This is a genomic window from Sphingobium limneticum (assembly GCF_008710155.1).
GTDB classification, from domain to species: Bacteria; Pseudomonadota; Alphaproteobacteria; order Sphingomonadales; family Sphingomonadaceae; genus Sphingobium; species Sphingobium limneticum.
The window spans coordinates 100,349-118,578 of record NZ_VYPZ01000006.1 but is presented as its reverse complement, the minus strand read 5'-3'; the positions used below and the strand labels follow the sequence as shown (position 1 = coordinate 118,578).

The window sequence follows — 18,230 nt, the reverse complement described above, 5'->3', positions numbered from 1 at the left end:
GTGGCTAGGTTCTGACAGGGGCACGCCCTTAGCGGACCTTGTCCCGGACATGCGCCTTCATTTGCGCATAGGCGGATTCGCGGGCTTCCTCCTCCAGGGACAGCAGATAGCGCGCCGCCTCCCGGTAGCTGAGGAACGGGCGTTCGTCGGCGACGACCGGCACGGTGCGGGCGTTGTAGAGGCGCTTCAACAAGCGTTTCTGCGGGCGGCTGAGGTCGCCCGGCTGTTCGGGCGCCGTGTCGTCCGTCGCTTCGATGATGGTTTCGTCGGTTACTTCGATTTCAGTCATTTCGAATCAGATATCCTGGGCGATACGGCCATAAAGTTCGGGCCGGCGGTCGCGGAAGAAGCCCATGCCGGCGCGATGGGTGCGGGCCTTGGCCAGGTCCAGTGTCGCGACCAGCGCGCCATGATCCTTCGCATCGGCTTCGGCGGCGAAATCGCCCCATTCGTCGGTGATGAAGCTGTGGCCATAGAAAAGCTGGCCTTCTTCGTCGCCGATGCGGTTGGCGGCGATGACGGGCATGCAGTTGCTAACGGCATGGCCGATCATCGCGCGGCGCCACATGCGGCTGGTGTCGAGGTCGCTATCATAGGGTTCGGAGCCGATGGCGGTCGGGTAGAAAAGCATTTCCGCGCCCATCAGTGCCATGCAGCGCGCGGTTTCGGGATACCATTGGTCCCAGCAGATGCCGACGCCGATGGTGCCATATTTGGTCTTCCACACTTTGAAGCCGCTATTGCCGGGGCGGAAATAATATTTTTCCTCATAGCCGGGGCCATCGGGAATGTGGCTCTTGCGATAGACGCCCATAATCTCGCCCTCATCATCGATCATGGCGAGCGAGTTGTAGTAATGATGGCCGTCGCGCTCGAAATAGCTGGTCGGGATATAGACGCCCAGTTCCTTCGCCAGCTTGCGCATTTCCTGCACGGCGGGATGTTCATCAGTAGGCTGCGCAGTGGCGAACAGCGCTTCATCTTCGACCCGGCAGAAATAGGGGCCTTCGAACAGTTCGGGCGGCAGGATGATCTTCGCGCCGCGGGCGGCGGCCTGGCGCACATGGTCGGCCACCAGCGCGATGTTCGCGCTCATGTCGTCCGAGAAGGCGAGTTGCAAGGCGGCGACGGTCACGCGGGACATTCTTCACTCCATGGCGGGGAACAGCGCGCCATATAGGGAATGTCGCCCCGACATGCTACCGCCCAGAGCGGCGATCGGTCAGATCAGCGATCCGGCGTGGCGCAGCACCAGATCGCAGGCCTTGGTCTTCACCTTGTCCTTCAGGCCCGCAATGGGCAAGGCACCGCCGTCACCCTGTATGGTGCCGGTCTGGCCCAACTTGAAACCGCTTGATTCCTTGACGCCGGGCTTGCCGGTCAGCTTGCCCAGGATGGACGAAGCGCCGGTCGCGTTCACCAGCTTGTTCTTCACGCAATAGCTGAGCACGCCCGCCGCATTGCCGGCGCCGACCGAGGCGATATCGGGCATGGCGCCGCCGAGCAGGCCGCCCAGATTACCAAGCTGTGCGGAAGAGGCGCCAGCCCCTGCCAGCAGGGCGATGGCCAATGCGGTGCGAACGGACGTGCGAATCATGATCTTTCTCCCCATCCGGCGACTCCGGCCGAACCGGGGTGAAGCCTGATCCCATCCGCGCCCGTCCGCAACCGGCTTTGACCAAGCACTTTTGCTCAGGCGCCCTTGCTCAGACGAGCGTGGGCATTTGCTGGCTGCAGCAATGGAAGCTGCCGCCGCCCGACAATATGGCGTCGCTGCGCAGGCCCACGATGTCGCGGCCGGGGAAGAAGGGGCGGAAGGCGTCGAGCGCGGCCTGATCGTTGGGCTGGCCATAGATGGGCACGATGACCGCGGCGTTGCCGACATAGAAATTCATGTAGCTGGCCGGGATCGCCTCCCCATCCACCAGCACCAGGCCGGGGGAGGGGATGTCGATCACTTCGATGCCATGGGCCTTTGCGCGGGCGCGGGCGTCGGTATAGAGCGCGGCGTTGGGATCGTCCTGCGTCGTGGCGATCGGCAGGGCGAGCTTGCCGGGGGCGACGAAGCGGGCGAGATTGTCGACATGACCATCGGTATGGTCGTTCAGCAACCCGTCGCCCAGCCACAGCATGTCCGACAGCCCGAGCGCGCCGGCGAGCAGCGTTTCGATCTTGCCGCGATCCAGATCCGGATTGCGGTTGGGATTGAGCAGGCATTGCTCAGTCGTCACGAACAGGCCGGTGCCGTCAGTGTCGATCGCGCCGCCTTCTAACACCCAATTCTGGGTCGAAACGGGCAGGTCGGTGGTCGCGGCCAGCCGCGCGCCGATATCCTCGTCCCCCGGCATCTGATATTTGCCGCCCCAGCCGTTGAAACCGAAATCGACGAGTGCCTTGCCACCGGCGCCATTCAGCACGGCGATGGGCGCGGTATCGCGCAGCCAGACGTCGCCCAGCCTGTGGACGATGACCGACACGCCGGGTGCGAGCAGCGCGCGGGCGGCATCCGCATCACTTTCATTGGCGACGACCAGACGGACTTCCTCTCCCTTGCCATCGGCATGGAGGGCGCTGGCAAAAGCGGCGATCTGTCGCCGGGCTTCCTCGAACGCGCCGGGCCATTCGGCGGGGTTGGTCGGAAAGCCGATCCAGGTCCAGTCGTGCGGCACCCATTCGGCAGGCATGCGGAAAGTCATGGCTTTTATCCTTGCTCGGTTGGAGAACCGATCCGTAGATAGGGGAAAATGATGCGCGCTCCATAGCGTGCCCGACCGGGTCTGGACAGAGGGCGAAAGCCATGCGGAAACACATTTCGATCGTTGCGGCGACCTTGCTGCTGGCCTTGTCGCCGCCGTCGTGGGGGGGCGAGCTGCCCGACTGGCTGACCGGCGAATGGCTGCAAAATGCCGGTGATCGGTGGAGCGAGGAGGTCTGGACCCTCCCGCGCGGCGGCACGATGATCGGCATGGGCCGGGTCGGCCGTGGCGAGAGCCTGCGCAGTTGGGAAGTGATGCGCATCGTGCGCGCGGCCGATGGATCGCTCACGCTGCATGCCGCGCCGGAGGGTGGCCCGGCGACCGTCTTTCCCGCCGTGGAGCAGGGCGTGCGCGACGTGACCTTCGCCAATCCCGGCCATGATTATCCGCAACGCATCCGCTACTGGCGCGAAGGGCGGCTGCTGATGGCCGAAACGTCGAAGATGGACGGCAGCGGCGCGCAGAACTGGACCTACAGCCCGGCGACCCCCAACGGGCAATAAGGCGTCAGTGGCGCGGCGGTTGCGACCGTTGTGCTTCCGTCAGACTTTGCAGCGCACGGCCGCGCATATCGAGTTCGCGTTGTTCCGAATCCGAGAGGCCGTCGCGGCCATAGTGCTTAGCGAGCGCATCGTTCATCCGAGCTTCCTTACGCAATGCGCGGGCCTGGCCTTTGTTGAGCGAGCCGCTTTTGCGCCCTTCGCGGATGCGTTCGCGCGCTACCTCATTTTCCAGACTGCCGGTTGCGCTGCTGTCTGGACGAATAGTTATCGGTCCCGGCGCGATCTGCGCCGAAAGAACGGCGGGACTTGCAATGAGCATGAGGGCGATCAGGCGGCGCATGGCTTTCCCTTCGGATTGGTTCGGATATTCATTTTCCCTGCGTGAACCATCCCTGAATTGTCAGGCGATGATGTGCGGGACGAAGCGCGCGCCATTACCGGTGATCGGGCCATCTTCTCTTATGCCCATGCCGGCCGGTTCGCCGTCCACGACCCAGCTGCCCAGCACCGGCCGCCGATCGCCGTCGCCCGGCAGGGGGAAGAGCCGCTGGTAGACGAAGCCCTCCTCGCCATAGTCGCCGCCGCTTTGCGCGAGCGTCGCGCCGTCGCACACGATGCGGACATTGGCGCCTTCGCGGGCGAGCAGGGGTTTGACCACATGGTCGCCGGTCATGGCTTGCCGGCTGGCCTCCAGCAGGTTGGGATGGTCGGGGAAGAGATCCCACAGGATCGGCAATATCGCCTTGTTGCTCCAGATCATCTTCCAGATCGGTTCGATCCAGAGCGTCGTGTCCAGGCTCTCCACCACTTCCCGGCTGAAGGGTTCGTTGACGATCCATTCCCAGGGATAGAGATGATAGAGCGCGTCGATCGGCCGATAATCGAGGTCGACGAAACGGCGCCGTGCGCTGTCCCAGCCAAGGTCGGTGGTCAGGATCAACTGTGTGTCGATGCCGGCTTCCCGCGCCGTGTCGGCCATATAGGCGACCGTCACCGCATCCTCGCCCATATTGCCGTCGACATAGGTGAGGTGGAGCATGGAGGTGCCGCGCGGCGGGGCGATGGCGCGCCACCGCGCGACCAGCCGCTCATGCAGGCTGTTAAACTGGTCGGCGTCCGGGAAGACCGCTTCCTTCCAGTCCCATTGGATGACCGATGCCTCCAGCAGGCTGGTGGGCGTGTCGCAGTTGAATTCGAACAATTTGGGCGGACCCGACCCGTCATAGCCAAGGTCGAACCGGCCATAGTTGAGCGCGGCCGGCTCCCCGTCCCAGCTCTGCCGGATCGCTTCGTGGCAGAAATCGGGAATGCCGAAGTCGCTGAGCAGCTCATGGTCCAGAACATGCTGACCCGCGGCGATGAACAGGCGATAGAGTTCGGCCGTCGCCGTCTCGATCGTGTCGATCTGCGCGGGGGTGAAGCGCCAGGCCGCGCTTTCGTCCCAATAGGGGCGGTCGTTCGCGCCGTGCCAGACGAGGCCGAGCGATTTCACCTGCGCCTGCCAATCCGGGCGCGGCGTGCAGTCGATCCGCTCCATCAGGACAGGCCGCTGCCGCCCGACAGGCCAAGGCCGCCGCGCGTCACCGTGGACTGCGACGCTTCACGATAATTTTTGCCGAAGGCCGGGGCGATGGACCCGCCGGCGAGCGGCTGGCCGACGCGCGGGACCGCGCTGCCGCGATTGAGATAGTACCAGAGGAAGGCGCCCGTCGCGATGCCGCCGCCGGCATGGGTACGGCACCGGCTGTCGTCCACCCGGCGTCCTTCCGCATCGCGGCAAACGCGCACGTCGGCATTGGCGGTGTCAGGCTCACGCGAGCAACCGGTGGCGAGCAGGGCGGCCGCGACGGCGGAGGTGATCGGCAGGACGCGCCGGTCGAATTTCTGAGTCATGCCGGCAGTATAGACGGCAAGATGAAAGGCTGGCGACAGGCTTTTGCCCGCCGCCAGCGCAGAACGTCATTTGCCGGCGCGATCCTTGTCGCGGATGGCGCGGAATTCGTCGCCCTGCACCCAATTGGGCCAGTCGGTCGTCGTCGCCAGCGCCCGGCCGACATCATAATAGAGTTTCAGATCGGCCGAGATGCCGGTCCAGTCCCAATTGGGATCATATTCGTCCTTCGGCCCGTGATAGCGATGCTCGGTATAATCTTCCGCAGCGGCCATGCCGGCGGCGGTGCCGCCCTTCACCAGATCCTCGCTACCCTCGAAATAGAGCATCGGCAGGCCATATTTGGCGAAGCTGAAATGGTCGGAGCGATAATAATAGCCCTTTTCCGGCGTCGGTTCGGTGGTGGCGACCCGGCCCTGCGCGGCGAGTGCGCGGTCGAGATAGGCGTCCAGCTGCGACTTGCCCTTGCCGATGACAACGACATTCTTGGCAAGTCCCGCGACGCTGAGCGCGTCCATATTCACGCCGCCGACGGTCTTGGCGAAGGGGAAGGCCGGGTTCTTGCCATAATAGGCCGAGCCCAACAGGCCCGATTCCTCGCCCGTCACCGCCAGGAACACCTGGCTGCGGTCGGTCGGGCCGGCCTTCACATTGGCCTGCGCCAGTGCGACCAGTGCGGCCGTGCCAGTGGCATTGTCGACGGCGCCGTTGCAGATGTCATCGCTGTCCGGCGCCGCCTCGCAATGGCCCAGATGGTCCCAATGCGCGCTGTAGAGGACATATTCGTCCGGCCGCGTCTTGCCGGGCAGCAGGGCGACGACATTCTTTGAGTTATGCTTGCGCAGGTCGTTGTCGAAGGAGAGGCTGGCCTTCACGCCAGTCAGCGGCACCGCTTTGAAGCCGGGTTTCTTCGCAGCAGCCATCTGTGCGGTCAGGTCCAGCCCGGCGCTGGCGAACAGGGCGGCGGCCTTGTCCTTTTGGATCCAGCCGATGGCAGCGCTCTGGTCGGCATTGCCGTTAGCGCTGTCGGCGACATGCTGCGCGCCGGTCCAGCTCGATTGCACGACGTTCCAGCCATAGGCGGCGGGCACCGTGTCATGCACGATGATCGCGGCGGCGGCACCCTGCCGCGCGGCTTCCTCGAATTTGTAGGTCCAGCGGCCATAATAAGTCATGGCGCGGCCGTTGAACGGGCCGGTCAGCCCCTTCGTCTCATAATCGGGATCGTTGACCAGGATGACGACGGTCTTCCCCTTCACGTCTAGCCCGGCATAGTCGTTCCAGCCCTTTTCCGGGGCGTTGATGCCATAGCCGACGAAGACGACCGGGCTGTCCTTGACCGCGATATGCTGTTGCGTGGTGCGATAGGTGCCGGCGACCATTTCTGCGCCATAAGCGGCGCTTACATCGGCCTTGCCGCCGGTGAAGGTCAGCGGCGACACATTCTTGGCGGTGATTTCCACCAGCGGCACATCCTGGAACCAGCTGCCCTTGTTGCCGGGCTTCAGGCCGAGTTTGGCGAATTCGGCGGACAGCAGCGCAAGCGTCTTTTCCTCGCCAGCCGTTCCGGGCGCGCGGCCTTCATAGGCGTCGGAGGACAGATCCTTCACCAGCCGCTTCATCGTGTCGACGGACGGCGCGACAGCCGATTTCGCGGGCGCGGCATCGGCGATGACGGGCGAGGACAGGGCAAGGATGGCGGCGATCGCCGCAAGGGAAGTGCGCATGGGATGACCCCTTTGTTTTACGAATGCGCGGGTGATGCCACTGGGGCGAAAGGGGCGCAAGAATGTTGCGCAAAAGAAAAAGGGCGGCTCCTTGCGGGGCCGCCCTTTTTCGTAACTGGGATCGGAAAACCGATTAGCGCGAATAGAATTCGACGACCAGATTCGGTTCCATCTTCACCGGGTAAGGCACTTCGTCCAGCGTCGGCACGCGGACATAGCTGACCTTGGCGGCGCCGTCGGGGGCGACGTAGTCGGGGATGTCACGCTCGGGCAGGCTCTGTGCTTCCAGAACCAGCGCCATTTCCTGCGCCTTCTTGCCCAAGGTGATTTCGTCGCCCGGCTTCACCAGACGCGAGGCGATGTTGCACTTCACACCGTTCACATAGATGTGGCCGTGCGACACGATCTGACGGGCCGAGAAGATGGTCGGCGCGAACTTGGCGCGGTACACGACGGCGTCCAGGCGGCGCTCCAGCAGACCGATCAGGTTCTGGCCGGTGTCGCCCTTCATACGGCTGGCTTCGAAATAGTTCTTCTTGAACTGCTTTTCGGTGATGTCGCCGTAATAGCCCTTCAGCTTCTGCTTGGCGCGCAGCTGGATGCCGTAGTCCGACATCTTGCCCTTGCGGCGCTGGCCGTGCTGACCGGGACCATATTCGCGCTTGTTGACAGGCGACTTGGGACGGCCCCAGATATTCTCGCCCATGCGACGGTCGAGCTTATACTTGGCGCTGGTGCGCTTCGTCATAGATAATTCCTAATAATTGCGTCTAACGTTGTCCCCGGTATCGCCTACGTCCGTTTTCAGGGGCAGGGCCACCGCTTCACCGGGATGCGGAGCCAATTGCGAAGGCGCGCCTATGACCAGATGACAGTAGGATGTCAACCCTTCATACTGGCCTCGACACGGCGCGCGGGGCGGCTTAATCGGGCAGGCATGAACCCAGAAGGCTACTCCACCATGGCGCAGGTGCGCGCCGGCGTCGACAATCTCGATCGGCAGATCGTCGCCCTGCTGGCCCAGCGCTTCGCCCATATGCGCGCCGCCGCCCGGATCAAGCCGGACCGCAGCGCCGTGCGGGATGAAGCGCGCAAGGCGGAGGTGATCGCCAATGCCTGTGCAGAGGCGGAAGCGTTGGGCGTGCCGTGCGACCTGATCGCGGGTATGTGGGAAGAACTGGTCGAAACGTCGATCGCTTATGAAATGGCGGAGTTTGACCGGACGCGGGGTTAACGCTCCCGCGGTCGGTTCAAATGCGACAGGACGCCGCGCAGGGTCCGCACTTCCAGATGGTTCCAGCCTGGCTTGGTCAGCAGGTTGCGCAGCGTCAGCTTGGTCGCTGGCGCGCGGTCGGGCGGGAAGAAATAGCCGACCTTTTCCAGCAGCGTGTTGAGCTGGTCGATCATCCCTTCCAGTTCCACCTGCGGCGCGGGTTCGCCAAGGTCGGTGATGGTCGGCTGCTTGAGGTCAGCATTTTTCGACCATTCATAGGCGCACAGGATCACCGCCTGCGCCAGGTTCAACGACCCGAATTCCGGATTGATCGGCACGGTCAGGATCTTGCGGGCGACCGCGACATCCTCCGTCTCCAGCCCCGATCGTTCCGGCCCGAAGACATAGGCGCAGCGGCCCTGCGCGGCATGGATTTCGCGGGCGGCTTCCTCGGGCGTCACGACTGGTTTGGTCACACCGCGCTTGCGCACCGTGGTAGCATAGACATGGGCGCAGTCCGCGACCGCATCGGCCAGCGTCTCATAGACCTGTGCCTTGTCCAGGATGAAGTCCGCGCCGGCGGCTGCCGGGCCGGCATCGGGATTGGGCCAGCCATCGCGTGGCGTGACCAGCCGCATTTCGGTCAGCCCGAAATTCAGCATCGCGCGCGCGGCCTTCCCGATATTCTCGCCCAGTTGCGGGCGGACGAGGATGATGACGGGGGGGAGGGGGGAATTTTCTTCTATCACATTATCACCGTTCGTCCTGAGTAGGGGCTGAGCCTCTAGCCTTCCCGTTCGGTTCGAGCCAGGGTCGAGCGTAGTCGAGACCCGTGGTCGAGAACGGGCAGCGTCAGAGACTGCGTTCCAGTCGCCCCGGATCAGCGCCTCTTTCTTCTTGCGCGACCAATCTTTTACCTGTCGCTCCCGTTCCAGAGCATCGATCCGATCCGTGAAAGTCTCGCTGAACACTAATTCCACCGGACGGCGATCATGCGTATATCCCGGCAGTTCGCCCATCTGATGTTGGGCGATGCGCCGCTCCAGATCGTCCGTATGTCCGGTATAATATGTGCCGTCGGAGCAGCGAAGGATGTAGATCCAGAAACTCATGGTGCGTATGGTTTTCGACAGGCTCGAACTGAACGGATTTTGAGTTAGGCCAGATAGGCGCTTTCTCAAACATTGCCGTTTTGTTGGGTTTTCGACAAGTTCGAACCGAACGGGGAAGTGGAGCTGCTATTCCCGCCCGACTTCCTTTACCGTGCTGGCGAATTCCTCGAAATCCTTGGCGTCGGTGAAGTCCTTATAGACGCTGGCGAAGCGGATATAGGCCACGCTGTCGAGGCGTTTGAGCCCTTCCATCACCATCTCGCCGATCGCGCGGGCGGGGACTTCGCTGTCGCCGCTCGTTTCCAGCTGGCGCTGGATGCCGGAGATCAGCTTTTCCAGGCGGCTGGGGTCGATCGGGCGCTTGCGGCAGGCGATGCCGATGGAGCGGGCCAGCTTGTCGCGCTCGAACGCTTCCTTGCGGCCCTCGCTCTTCACCACCCAGATGTCGCGCAACTGGATGCGCTCGAAAGTGGTGAAGCGTGCGGCGCAGGCTTCGCACTGGCGGCGACGGCGGATGGCGTTGCCATCTTCCGTCGGCCGGCTGTCCTTCACCTGGCTGTCTTCATGGGCGCAGAAAGGGCAGCGCATCATATTCTCCGCAAATAAAAGCCCCTCCCGATCGGGTTGGATCGAGGCGCTGCCTCCTTCAAACCCGATCGGGAGGGGCTTTGATAGTCTTTAGTAGATCGGGAAGCGCGCCGTCAGGCCCAGCACCTTTTCGCGGACATGCTGCTCGACCTGGCCGTCACCTTCGTCGCCATTGCGGTTGAGGCCCTCTACGACTTCGGCGATCAGGCGGCCGATTTCGCGGAATTCTTCCTCACGGAAGCCGCGCGTGGTGCCGGCCGGGGTGCCCAGGCGAACGCCCGACGTCACGAATGGGCTGGCCGTGTCGAACGGCACGTTGTTCTTGTTGCAGGTGATGTAGGCGCGATCCAGCGCCTTTTCCGCAGCCTTGCCGGTGGTGTTCTTGGGGCGCAGGTCGACCAGCAGCAGGTGATTGTCGGTACCGCCCGACACGATCGACAGGCCGGCATCGGCCAGCGTTTCGGCCAGCGCGCGGGCGTTGGCGACGACCTGATGCGCGTAAGCCTTGAATTCCGGCGTCAGCGCTTCCTTGAAAGCCACAGCCTTGGCCGCGATGATGTGCATCAGCGGGCCGCCCTGAAGGCCGGGGAAGATCGCGCTGTTCAGCTTCTTGGCGATCGCTTCGTCATTGGACAGAATGATGCCCGAACGCGGACCGCGCAGCGACTTGTGTGTCGTGGTGGTGGTGACATGGGCATAAGGCACCGGCGAGGGATGCGCGCCGCCAGCGACCAGGCCGGAGAAGTGCGACATATCGGCCAGCAGGTACGCGCCTACTTCATCAGCGATTTCGCGGAAGCGCTTGAAGTCCCAGACCCGCGAATAGGCGGTGCCGCCGCAGATGATCAGCTTTGGCTTGTTTTCGCGCGCGATGCGGGCGACTTCGTCCATGTCGATGGTGTGATCGTCCGGGCGCACGCCATAGGCGACGGGCTTGAACCATTTGCCGCTCATGTTGACCGGCGACCCGTGGGTAAGGTGGCCGCCCGACGACAGGTCGAGGCCCATGAAGACGTCGCCCGGCTGAAGCAGCGCCAGGAACACGGCCTGGTTCATCTGGCTGCCGCTATTGGGCTGGACGTTGGCGAACTGCGCGCCGAACAGCTCCTTGGCGCGTTCGATCGCCAGCGTTTCCACGACGTCGGCATATTCGCAGCCGCCATAATAGCGCTTGCCCGGATAGCCTTCCGCGTACTTGTTGGTGAAGATCGAGCCGGCGGCTTCCAGCACGGCCTTCGACACGATGTTCTCGGACGCGATCAGTTCGATCTTGTCCTGCTGGCGCTTCAGCTCATTGCCGATCGCGCCGAAGATTTCGGGATCGGCACTGGCGAGGTCTTCGCTGAAGAAGCCGGCCTGACGGATGGGGGAAAGGGTGTCGGTGCTCATCAAAGATCCTTTCAGAGCGCGGGCTGGGAGAGCTTCTCGACGCGGCCGGCATGGCGGCCACCGCCGAAATCGGTGGTAAGGAAAGCGGTGACGCAGGCCTTGGCCATGTCCACGCCGGTCAGGCGGGCGCCCAGGGCCAGGACGTTGGCGTCATTATGCTCGCGCGACAGGGCGGCCGACAGCGGCTCGCCCACCAATGCGCAGCGGCAGGCGGGGTTGCGATTGACCGCGATCGAAATGCCGATGCCCGATCCGCAGATCGCGATGCCGCGCTCCGCCGCGCCCGACGCCACGGCCGTCGCGAGTTTGTAACCAAAATCGGGATAATCGACGCGGTCAGCAGTCGCCGGACCCAGATCGTCGACGTCATGCCCTTCATCGCGCAGCCATTGGGCGAGTTCCGCCTTCAGGTCGACGGCGGCATGGTCGGAAGCGATGGCGATTTTCATGTGAGAAGCGTTCCTTCCCGGATGGGGGCCTTCACCGATGGGTGATTCGTTTCTGCGCGCCTCATAGGGGGAGCGGCAGGCAATTGCCACCGTCCAGCTTGCCGCTTATGGCATCTCCCATGGCTGGCACGATTTTATCCATATTGATGCTTGGCGGCGCTCTGCTCACAGGCGGCGGCATTTATGCGATCGCGAAGAAAGGCGACCGCAAGCGTGGCGCGCTGATGATCGTTGCAGGGCTGGTGATGTTCGGCAATGTCGCGATCAGCGCGATTCCGGGGCCTGACCTATCGGTGATGGAGCAGCGTTGAGCCGAGGCTTGCGTAGCCAGTAGGAGGAGTGGACATAGCTCTTGTCTGGTCCGCCAAAACTGGCAGAATCGCCCATCAATCCGATCTTGGCGAGCGAATCAGCCAGTTCCCGGCCCTGTAACTCATTGGTCAATTTCGCCGTCTTTCGTAACGACAGGTTAAGCTTCATAGCAATCTCGCACGTCGTTTCGCCACAAAGTGCGCGGACGGGCTGGCGCACACCATATTTGCGCAACAGGATCGCATAGCGGGCGATCAGCGCCCTTTCTGTCGCGTCAGCCCAGACCGCATCTCGTTTTTCTGCGCGCAGCATGGCGTAGCGTTGTGATGGCAAAGGGCCGGAATAGGAACCTGACAGCAGCGGGTCGGCCTTTGCAGGATCGGACCAATCCTTTTGATCCGGTAATTGTTGCACAGGCGATGCGCTCTGGAGCAGATAGGCTCCGGCGGCCAGGGCTATGGCGGCGATGATGGTCATGGCAACTCCTCGAAACAGGACGGACCGGGATGGTCCGGCTGCTTCGGGCAGTTCTGGCGCTGGCTGTTCGCCATCGTCCACTCCGATAATATTGTCCCGATTTTCTTGGGTCACAAATGTGCGGGACAATGTTCGGCTGCTGCCGATGCCGGTCTTGCGCCGGGCTTCGCGCAATCGTTCGTTGACGGAACTGACGGACCTTCCGGTCACGCTGGCGATACTTTTGGCGGTATGCCCCTGCGCCAGCAGCCGCAATATCTCACGTTCATTTTCATTGAGTTGCGAAATGTCGGTCATGGACTGATCCTGCCATGCGCGACCGTTCATGCCACCCCAAAAAAATTGGAAATGGCTCCTCAGCCCAGTCCGGTTGGCCTGTCAGTGCGCAGCGCCAGCGATGCCAGCAGGTCGGTCTGCGTCACCAGTCCTAGCAAGCGATGATCGGTATCTACCACGATCGCCGCGTGGCGCGTGCCGCTGCTCAAGGGGGCGATGAGCCGGGCGACCGGAGTGTCGGCGTGGACCAGCAGCGCGCGGCGGGCGATGTCGCCGGCACTCTGCCCGTCCCGCGTCAGGTCGAGCGCGCCGATGATGCCCTGCACACGACCGGCATCGTCCAGCACCGGCAGCGACAGTAACGCGCGATCCTGCATCAGCGCGCGTACCTGCGCCATGGGCTGGCTGGCGGGGACATGGATGACGTCGCGCGACATGATTTCCGCGCAGGGCACGCTGCCGTGCAGCCGTTCCGCCGCGCGCAGTTCGGCGTCGGCCAGCAACTGGCGCAGGTCCGCCTGATCCACGTCCAGTGCGTCGCCATAGCCCTTCAGCGCGTCGGCCATATCCTGATCGCTGGGACCGGCGCGCAGCAGCGGGGCGGGATCGGCGGTGCCGTGGGGCGTGGGCGCCTTCGGCGCGACATGGGGGTAATTATGGCCGGCGATCCGGTGGAAGAGGATGGCGACGATCAGCAGGAGCAGCGTGTTCACGCCAACCGGCACCAGCGCGAACATATAGCTGCTCGCCACGCCCTTCACCCCGAGCGCAGCGGACAGCGCGACCGCGCCGCCGGGCGGATGGAGGCAGCGTAGCAGCGACATGACGGCGATCGCCGCGCCCACGGCCAGTGCGGCGGCGATGGTTTGATCGGGCACGGCCTTTGCCACGAAGATGCCGACCAGCGCGGAAATGACGTTGCCACCCAATACGGGCCAGGGTTGCGCCAGCGGGCTGGCCGGCACGGCGAAGAGCAGCACGGCCGACGCGCCCATCGGGGCGACGAGCAGGGGGTGGGCCAGGCCATTGCCCAGCATCAACCCGCACAGCATGGCGGTAATGGCGATGCCGCCGATCGCGCCGCTGGCCGCCTTCAGCCGGTCGAACAGGCCGGGGCCGGCCGGGCCGGCGGGGATGAAGGCGCTGTAATAGCGGCTCCAGATCAGGCGGGCATTATTTTCGGGCGCGTCGGACATGGCAGCGCCGCTAGTGCCGCGCGGCGGATGCGCCAAGCGGGAAATTATCGGCCGGGGTAAAGCGGGCGTTGGCTCGTCAGGCGGCCTTTTGTTCGGCGGGCGGGGGCATCAGTTCCTTGACCACGCCCCAATAGCCCTGCGTGATGTGGGCGTGCGCGGCATAATCGGGGTCGGCCATCATATGGACATGCAGCCGGCGTAGATTGGTCCAGGGCACGGACGGGAACAGATGATGTTCCAGATGATAGCTGACGTTGAACGGCGCGATCAGCAGGCGGTCGAGCAGGGTGGGGATGACGGTGCGCGTGCCGTTCAGTTCCAGAGCGTCGGGCACGCCGACATGTTCGGCCATCGCCCGGATGCGGTTGAACAGGTTGGCCCAGATGAATTGCGGGATCATATAGAGGCCCAATATCTGCCAGCGCCATGGCGACCACAGGATCAGGCCATAGACCACCACGGCCCAGGCGACATAGCGCAGCCGCAATCCCAGCCGATAATCGAAACCGAAGCGGCCGGGATTGTGGAAATTGGCGATCGGCGACCAGACCCGCGCCGCGCGCGCGACGCGATAATAATTCAGGCCGAAAAGGCTGCGGAAAAACAGCCGGATCATCCCTCGGCCGCTTTTGGGGAAATGCTGATCGGGGTCTTTGCGTTGCACCCGATAGTCATAATCCTGCATCGTATTGGTGTGGCGGTGGTGGACCATATGGGCCACGCGATACAGGTCGATGCTCAGGACAAGCGGATAGGCGACGAAAAGATCGGCGATCAGGTCGTTGACGCGGCGATTGCTGAACAACAGGCCGTGACAGGCATCATGCATCATGACCGCCAGGCACTGGATGCGGGTGCCCACGACCAGGCCGGCCAGAATATAGACGGCGAAATGATCGACGCGGATCGCGATCGTGATCGCCCCGACCATGATGATCCATTGCAGCGCCAGCAGCAGCGCATTGCGGCGATTGTCGACGACGGACAATTCGCGGATCAGCGGCAATGTGCCCCGCCGCGAATAGCGATAGCCCGGCGCGCGCTCCTTGATGTCCGTCATGAGAGAATGTCCCGCAGATGCTGTGCCAGTGAAGGGATGCTATAGTTTCGCGCCAAAGAGCGTCAAGCGCGGTGCGCCCGGCCCATCCGTCCTTCACCTGTTAGACCAAGGTCTAATCAAGCGGACGGGAGCGATGCCGTTATAGTCTATGGAACCCGGCAACACCCAGTCCCCACCCGCCGGGTTCCATCCTCTCTCCTGACGTAAAAAAGGCCGCCTTTCGGGGGGCCTTTTTCGTTCGTGCGTGTCAGGCGCGATCAGCGGATCGGCGAATCCGGCGACAGGCGCATGTCGAGATAATTGTCGACCGACTTCATCAGTTGGTCGAGTTCATGTTCGAAGAAATGGTTCGCGCCGCGAATTTCGTCATGATGGATGGTGATGCCCTTCTGCGTGCGCAGCTTGTCCACCAGCTTCTGGACGGCGCTGGCCGTCACCACTTCGTCCGACGTACCCTGCACGATGATGCCCGAAGACGGGCAGGGCGCCAGGAAGGAGAAGTCGTACATGTTGGCGGGCGGCGCGACCGAGATGAAGCCGCGGATTTCCGGGCGACGCATCAGCAGCTGCATGCCGATCCACGCGCCGAAGGAGAAGCCGGCGATCCAGGTGGTCTGCGCTTCGGGGTGGAAGCTCTGCACCCAGTCGAGCGCCGCTGCGGCATCGGACAGTTCGCCGATGCCGTTATCGAACGTCCCCTGGCTGCGGCCGACGCCCCGGAAGTTGAAGCGCAAGACGGCGAAGCCACGCTTCACGAAGGTCTTGTAGAGCGCCTGGGTGATGCGGTCGTTCATCGTGCCGCCGCCCTGCGGGTGCGGGTGCAGGATCATGGCGACCGGCGCACGCGGGCGGGGCGGGGGGCTGAAACGGCCTTCGAGGCGACCTTCGGGTCCGGTGAAAATGACGTCGGGCATGGCACCTGTTATCGTTCTGGGCCGGTCGGCTCGGATGAGCCGATGGCGAATGGATGCGGATCGCGCGCATCATTAGGCTAATGCTGGCGCTGCGCGGCAAACCGCCTATATAGATGCCGCCGCCATTTCCGCAATCAATGAGTAATGCCGCTTGGCCGCTATACGCCTTTATCTCGATCATGCCGCCACCACGCCCATGCTGCCCGCTGCCCAGGCAGCGATGGTGGGGGCGATGGCCAATTGGGCCAATCCGTCCAGCCCCCATGCCGATGGCCGCGCCGCGCGCGCCGCGCTGGAGGATGCGCGCAGGCGCATTGCGGCGGCGTTGGGGTGGAGCGGGCATGTGATCTTCACTTCCGGCGCGAGCGAGGCGATCGCCATCGGCCTGACGCGCGCGAAGGCTAGGCGGGTGGTCACTTCGCCGGTCGAGCATGACGCCGTGCTGCGCGTGACGAAGGGCGCGGAACGGCTGGGGGTGACGTCTGACGGACTTGTTCTTCTTGGTCATTCCCGCGAAGGCGGGAATCCATCTCACCCCCCATCACCATCCGCAGCGCCGGAGATGGATCCCCGCTTTCGCTGGGATGACGATGGGGTGGGCGAGAGGAGAGTTCTGGCCATCCAGCATGTCAATAATGAGACGGGCGTGATCCAGCCGCTCGATAAAGTCGATCGCGACGGCGCCATCCTGTTTGCCGACTGCGCCCAGAGCGCCGGTAAGCTGCCGCTGCCCGATGCGGACATGATCGCGATCAGCGCGCATAAATTCGGCGGGCCGCCCGGCATCGGCGCGCTGCTGCTCCGCGACCTGGCGCTGATCGAGCCGAGCGGGGGGCAGGAGCAGGGCTATCGCGCGGGCACCGAAAATCTGCCCGCGATCATCGCCATGGCGGCGGCGCTGGAGGCGCGGGAGGACTGGTTGCCCCATGCCGCCGCCATGCGCGCCCGGCTGGATGCTGCGATCGAGGCTGCTGGCGGCATCATCGTGGCGCGCGATGCGCCGCGCCTGCCCACCATCGCCAGTTACCGCATGCCCGGCCTGTCGGCCCGCGCGCAGTTGATCCAGTTCGACATGAAGGGGATTTCCGTATCGGCGGGCAGCGCCTGCTCGTCCGGTTCGCTCAAGACCAGCCATGTGCTGGGCGCCATGGGCTGGGACGATGCCGCCGCGTCGGAGGTGGTGCGGGTCAGCTTCGGTCCGCAGACGTGCGACAGCGAGTTGGACAGCTTTATCGAAATCTGGACCGCCATGGCCGCCAAGGCAAGAAATTGATCTATCTGGATTATCAGGCGACCACGCCGCTCGCACCCGAAGCCTTCGACGCGATGGTGCCGTTGCTGCGCGATCAGTTCGCCAATCCGCATAGCGCCCATCGGCTGGGTCGCGCCGTTGCGGCACAGGTGGAGGTGGCGCGCGACGAGATCGCCCGCCTGCTGCCGCCGGGCGGCAGGCTGGTCTTCACCTCCGGCGCGACCGAGGCGCTGAATATCGCGATACAGGGCGCGGCGGCGGGCGGCATCGTCACCATCGCGACCGAGCATGCCGCCGTGCTGGATACGGTGGAGGTGCTGCGCCGTAGCGGGCGGGATTTGACCATCCTGCCGGTCGGGTCGGACGGTCTGGTCGATCTGGCGGCCGCTGCGCAGGCGATCGTTCCGGGTGTCTCACTCGTTGTCGCAATGCTGGTCAATAACGAGATCGGCGTCATCCAGCCGGTCGCCGCGCTGGCGGAGCTGGCCCATGCGGCCGGTGCGCTGCTGCTATGCGACGCGGTGCAGGGCTATGGTCGGGAGCCGATCCCCGCGACCTGCGACATGGTGGCGATCAGCGCGCACAAGATCCATGGACCCAAGGGGGTCGGCGCGTTGTGGGTGCGCGACGGGGTGCGGCCCGCGCCGCTGATCCATGGTGGCGGGCAGGAAGGGGGGCTGCGATCCGGCACGCTCTCGCCCGCGCTCTGTGCCGGCTTCGGCGTCGCCGCGCGGCTGATGCGGGAGCGGGCGGACGATGATCGCGCGCATATCGAAAGCCTTGGCCTGCTGGCGCGCAGCCTGTTTGCCGACTGGACGCTGAATGGGTCCGCGCTTCATCGCTATCCCGGCAATCTGAACCTGCGGCGGTACGGGATCGACGGCGCGCGACTGTTGTCCCATTGCCGCAATGTCGCTTTTTCACTCGGTAGCGCTTGCGCAAGCGGGTCCGGGCGGCCAAGCCATGTCCTGCGCGCACTGGGCCTGTCAGATGCACAGGCGCGCGGATCGGTGCGGATCGGCTTTGGCCGCTACACCACGCCGCAGGAGCTGGAGAGGGCAGCAGAAGCATTGCAGGACGCGGCAGCCGTACAAGCGGCGCCGTAAAAGGGAGCG

General features: G+C 64.1%; 22 protein-coding genes. 5 read left to right on the top strand and 17 right to left on the bottom strand.

Features of this window, described 5'->3' with window-relative positions:
* Window positions 1-28: 28 nt before the first annotated feature.
* The 4 genes from F4U94_RS09845 to F4U94_RS09830 form a co-directional block, all read right to left on the bottom strand.
* Window positions 29-289 (bottom strand): hypothetical protein, encoded by a 261-nt coding sequence (locus F4U94_RS09845; protein WP_232015860.1) that lies wholly within the window; start codon window positions 287-289, stop codon window positions 29-31.
* A gap of 6 nt (window positions 290-295) precedes the next feature.
* A complete protein-coding gene (gene aguB, locus F4U94_RS09840) occupies window positions 296-1,144 on the bottom strand; it encodes an N-carbamoylputrescine amidase (RefSeq protein WP_120249721.1) in 849 nt (282 codons plus the stop codon).
* A gap of 78 nt (window positions 1,145-1,222) precedes the next feature.
* The gene (locus tag F4U94_RS09835) at window positions 1,223-1,597 is read right to left on the bottom strand and encodes a DUF2501 domain-containing protein (protein WP_120249722.1); all 375 of its coding nucleotides are present in this window, start codon (window positions 1,595-1,597) and stop codon (window positions 1,223-1,225) included.
* 109 nt (window positions 1,598-1,706) lie between these two features.
* Entirely contained in the window at window positions 1,707-2,696 is a 990-nt protein-coding gene (locus F4U94_RS09830; protein WP_120249723.1) for an agmatine deiminase family protein, read from the bottom strand.
* A gap of 101 nt (window positions 2,697-2,797) precedes the next feature.
* Here F4U94_RS09830 and F4U94_RS09825 point away from each other — a divergent pair, with 101 nt between their 5' ends.
* Window positions 2,798-3,259 (top strand): DUF6265 family protein, encoded by a 462-nt coding sequence (locus F4U94_RS09825; RefSeq protein ID WP_120249724.1) that lies wholly within the window; start codon window positions 2,798-2,800, stop codon window positions 3,257-3,259.
* A gap of 4 nt (window positions 3,260-3,263) precedes the next feature.
* On the opposite strand, the gene F4U94_RS09820 is transcribed toward F4U94_RS09825, so the two are convergent.
* The 5 genes from F4U94_RS09820 to rpsD all read right to left on the bottom strand — a co-directional run bounded on the left by F4U94_RS09820 (window position 3,264) and on the right by rpsD (window position 7,625).
* Entirely contained in the window at window positions 3,264-3,599 is a 336-nt protein-coding gene (locus F4U94_RS09820; RefSeq protein ID WP_120249725.1) for a hypothetical protein, read from the bottom strand.
* 60 nt (window positions 3,600-3,659) lie between these two features.
* The gene (locus F4U94_RS09815; protein WP_120249726.1) at window positions 3,660-4,796 is read right to left on the bottom strand and encodes a glutathionylspermidine synthase family protein; all 1,137 of its coding nucleotides are present in this window, start codon (window positions 4,794-4,796) and stop codon (window positions 3,660-3,662) included.
* Window positions 4,796-5,152 carry a hypothetical protein gene (locus F4U94_RS09810; protein WP_120249727.1) on the bottom strand — a complete coding sequence of 119 codons (357 nt, stop codon included), beginning with the start codon at window positions 5,150-5,152 and terminating at the stop codon, window positions 4,796-4,798. Before F4U94_RS09810 ends, F4U94_RS09815 begins: the two co-directional genes overlap by 1 nt.
* Before the next feature lie 66 nt (window positions 5,153-5,218).
* Window positions 5,219-6,877 carry a M28 family peptidase gene (locus tag F4U94_RS09805; RefSeq protein ID WP_120249728.1) on the bottom strand — a complete coding sequence of 553 codons (1,659 nt, stop codon included), beginning with the start codon at window positions 6,875-6,877 and terminating at the stop codon, window positions 5,219-5,221.
* Window positions 6,878-7,010: 133 nt separating this feature from the next.
* Window positions 7,011-7,625: a 30S ribosomal protein S4 gene (gene rpsD, locus F4U94_RS09800; protein ID WP_088183640.1), complete on the bottom strand. Its 615-nt coding sequence runs from the start codon at window positions 7,623-7,625 to the stop codon at window positions 7,011-7,013.
* A gap of 189 nt (window positions 7,626-7,814) precedes the next feature.
* Between rpsD and F4U94_RS09795 the strand changes: the two genes are divergently transcribed.
* The gene (locus tag F4U94_RS09795; RefSeq protein ID WP_120249729.1) at window positions 7,815-8,111 is read left to right on the top strand and encodes a chorismate mutase; all 297 of its coding nucleotides are present in this window, start codon (window positions 7,815-7,817) and stop codon (window positions 8,109-8,111) included.
* Here the strand turns inward: F4U94_RS09795 and F4U94_RS09790 are convergent.
* The 4 genes from F4U94_RS09790 to rpiB form a co-directional block, all read right to left on the bottom strand.
* Window positions 8,108-9,202, bottom strand: a complete 1,095-nt coding sequence (locus F4U94_RS09790) for a TrmJ/YjtD family RNA methyltransferase (RefSeq protein ID WP_120249730.1) — start codon at window positions 9,200-9,202, stop codon at window positions 8,108-8,110. The genes F4U94_RS09795 and F4U94_RS09790 overlap by 4 nt on opposite strands.
* Window positions 9,203-9,328: 126 nt before the next feature.
* Window positions 9,329-9,790, bottom strand: a complete 462-nt coding sequence (nrdR, locus tag F4U94_RS09785) for a transcriptional regulator NrdR (protein ID WP_120251992.1) — start codon at window positions 9,788-9,790, stop codon at window positions 9,329-9,331.
* 90 nt (window positions 9,791-9,880) lie between these two features.
* Window positions 9,881-11,179 (bottom strand): serine hydroxymethyltransferase, encoded by a 1,299-nt coding sequence (gene glyA / locus F4U94_RS09780; protein WP_120249731.1) that lies wholly within the window; start codon window positions 11,177-11,179, stop codon window positions 9,881-9,883.
* A gap of 11 nt (window positions 11,180-11,190) precedes the next feature.
* Window positions 11,191-11,628 carry a ribose 5-phosphate isomerase B gene (rpiB, locus tag F4U94_RS09775; RefSeq protein ID WP_120249732.1) on the bottom strand — a complete coding sequence of 146 codons (438 nt, stop codon included), beginning with the start codon at window positions 11,626-11,628 and terminating at the stop codon, window positions 11,191-11,193.
* A gap of 119 nt (window positions 11,629-11,747) precedes the next feature.
* On the opposite strand from rpiB, the gene F4U94_RS09770 reads away from it, so the two are divergent.
* The gene (locus tag F4U94_RS09770) at window positions 11,748-11,939 is read left to right on the top strand and encodes a hypothetical protein (RefSeq protein ID WP_120249733.1); all 192 of its coding nucleotides are present in this window, start codon (window positions 11,748-11,750) and stop codon (window positions 11,937-11,939) included.
* Here F4U94_RS09770 and F4U94_RS24755 read toward each other — a convergent pair.
* From F4U94_RS24755 to F4U94_RS09750, 4 genes are all read right to left on the bottom strand, one after another.
* Window positions 11,893-12,714, bottom strand: coding sequence for a helix-turn-helix domain-containing protein (locus F4U94_RS24755; RefSeq protein WP_197716422.1), 822 nt, complete (start codon window positions 12,712-12,714; stop codon window positions 11,893-11,895). The two genes, F4U94_RS09770 and F4U94_RS24755, sit on opposite strands and share 47 nt — an antisense overlap.
* Window positions 12,715-12,773: 59 nt before the next feature.
* Entirely contained in the window at window positions 12,774-13,889 is a 1,116-nt protein-coding gene (locus F4U94_RS09760) for an HPP family protein (protein ID WP_120251993.1), read from the bottom strand.
* A gap of 76 nt (window positions 13,890-13,965) precedes the next feature.
* Entirely contained in the window at window positions 13,966-14,949 is a 984-nt protein-coding gene (locus F4U94_RS09755; RefSeq protein ID WP_150411897.1) for a fatty acid desaturase family protein, read from the bottom strand.
* A gap of 257 nt (window positions 14,950-15,206) precedes the next feature.
* Complete coding sequence (locus F4U94_RS09750; protein WP_017184627.1) at window positions 15,207-15,863, bottom strand: alpha/beta hydrolase; 657 nt, start codon at window positions 15,861-15,863, stop codon at window positions 15,207-15,209.
* A gap of 151 nt (window positions 15,864-16,014) precedes the next feature.
* On the opposite strand from F4U94_RS09750, the gene F4U94_RS09745 reads away from it, so the two are divergent.
* Window positions 16,015-17,136, top strand: a complete 1,122-nt coding sequence (locus F4U94_RS09745) for a cysteine desulfurase family protein (protein ID WP_120249734.1) — start codon at window positions 16,015-16,017, stop codon at window positions 17,134-17,136.
* Window positions 17,103-18,221 (top strand): cysteine desulfurase family protein, encoded by a 1,119-nt coding sequence (locus F4U94_RS09740; RefSeq protein WP_120251994.1) that lies wholly within the window; start codon window positions 17,103-17,105, stop codon window positions 18,219-18,221. The genes F4U94_RS09745 and F4U94_RS09740 overlap by 34 nt, the downstream gene beginning before the upstream one ends.
* The last annotated feature ends 9 nt before the right edge of the window (window positions 18,222-18,230 follow it).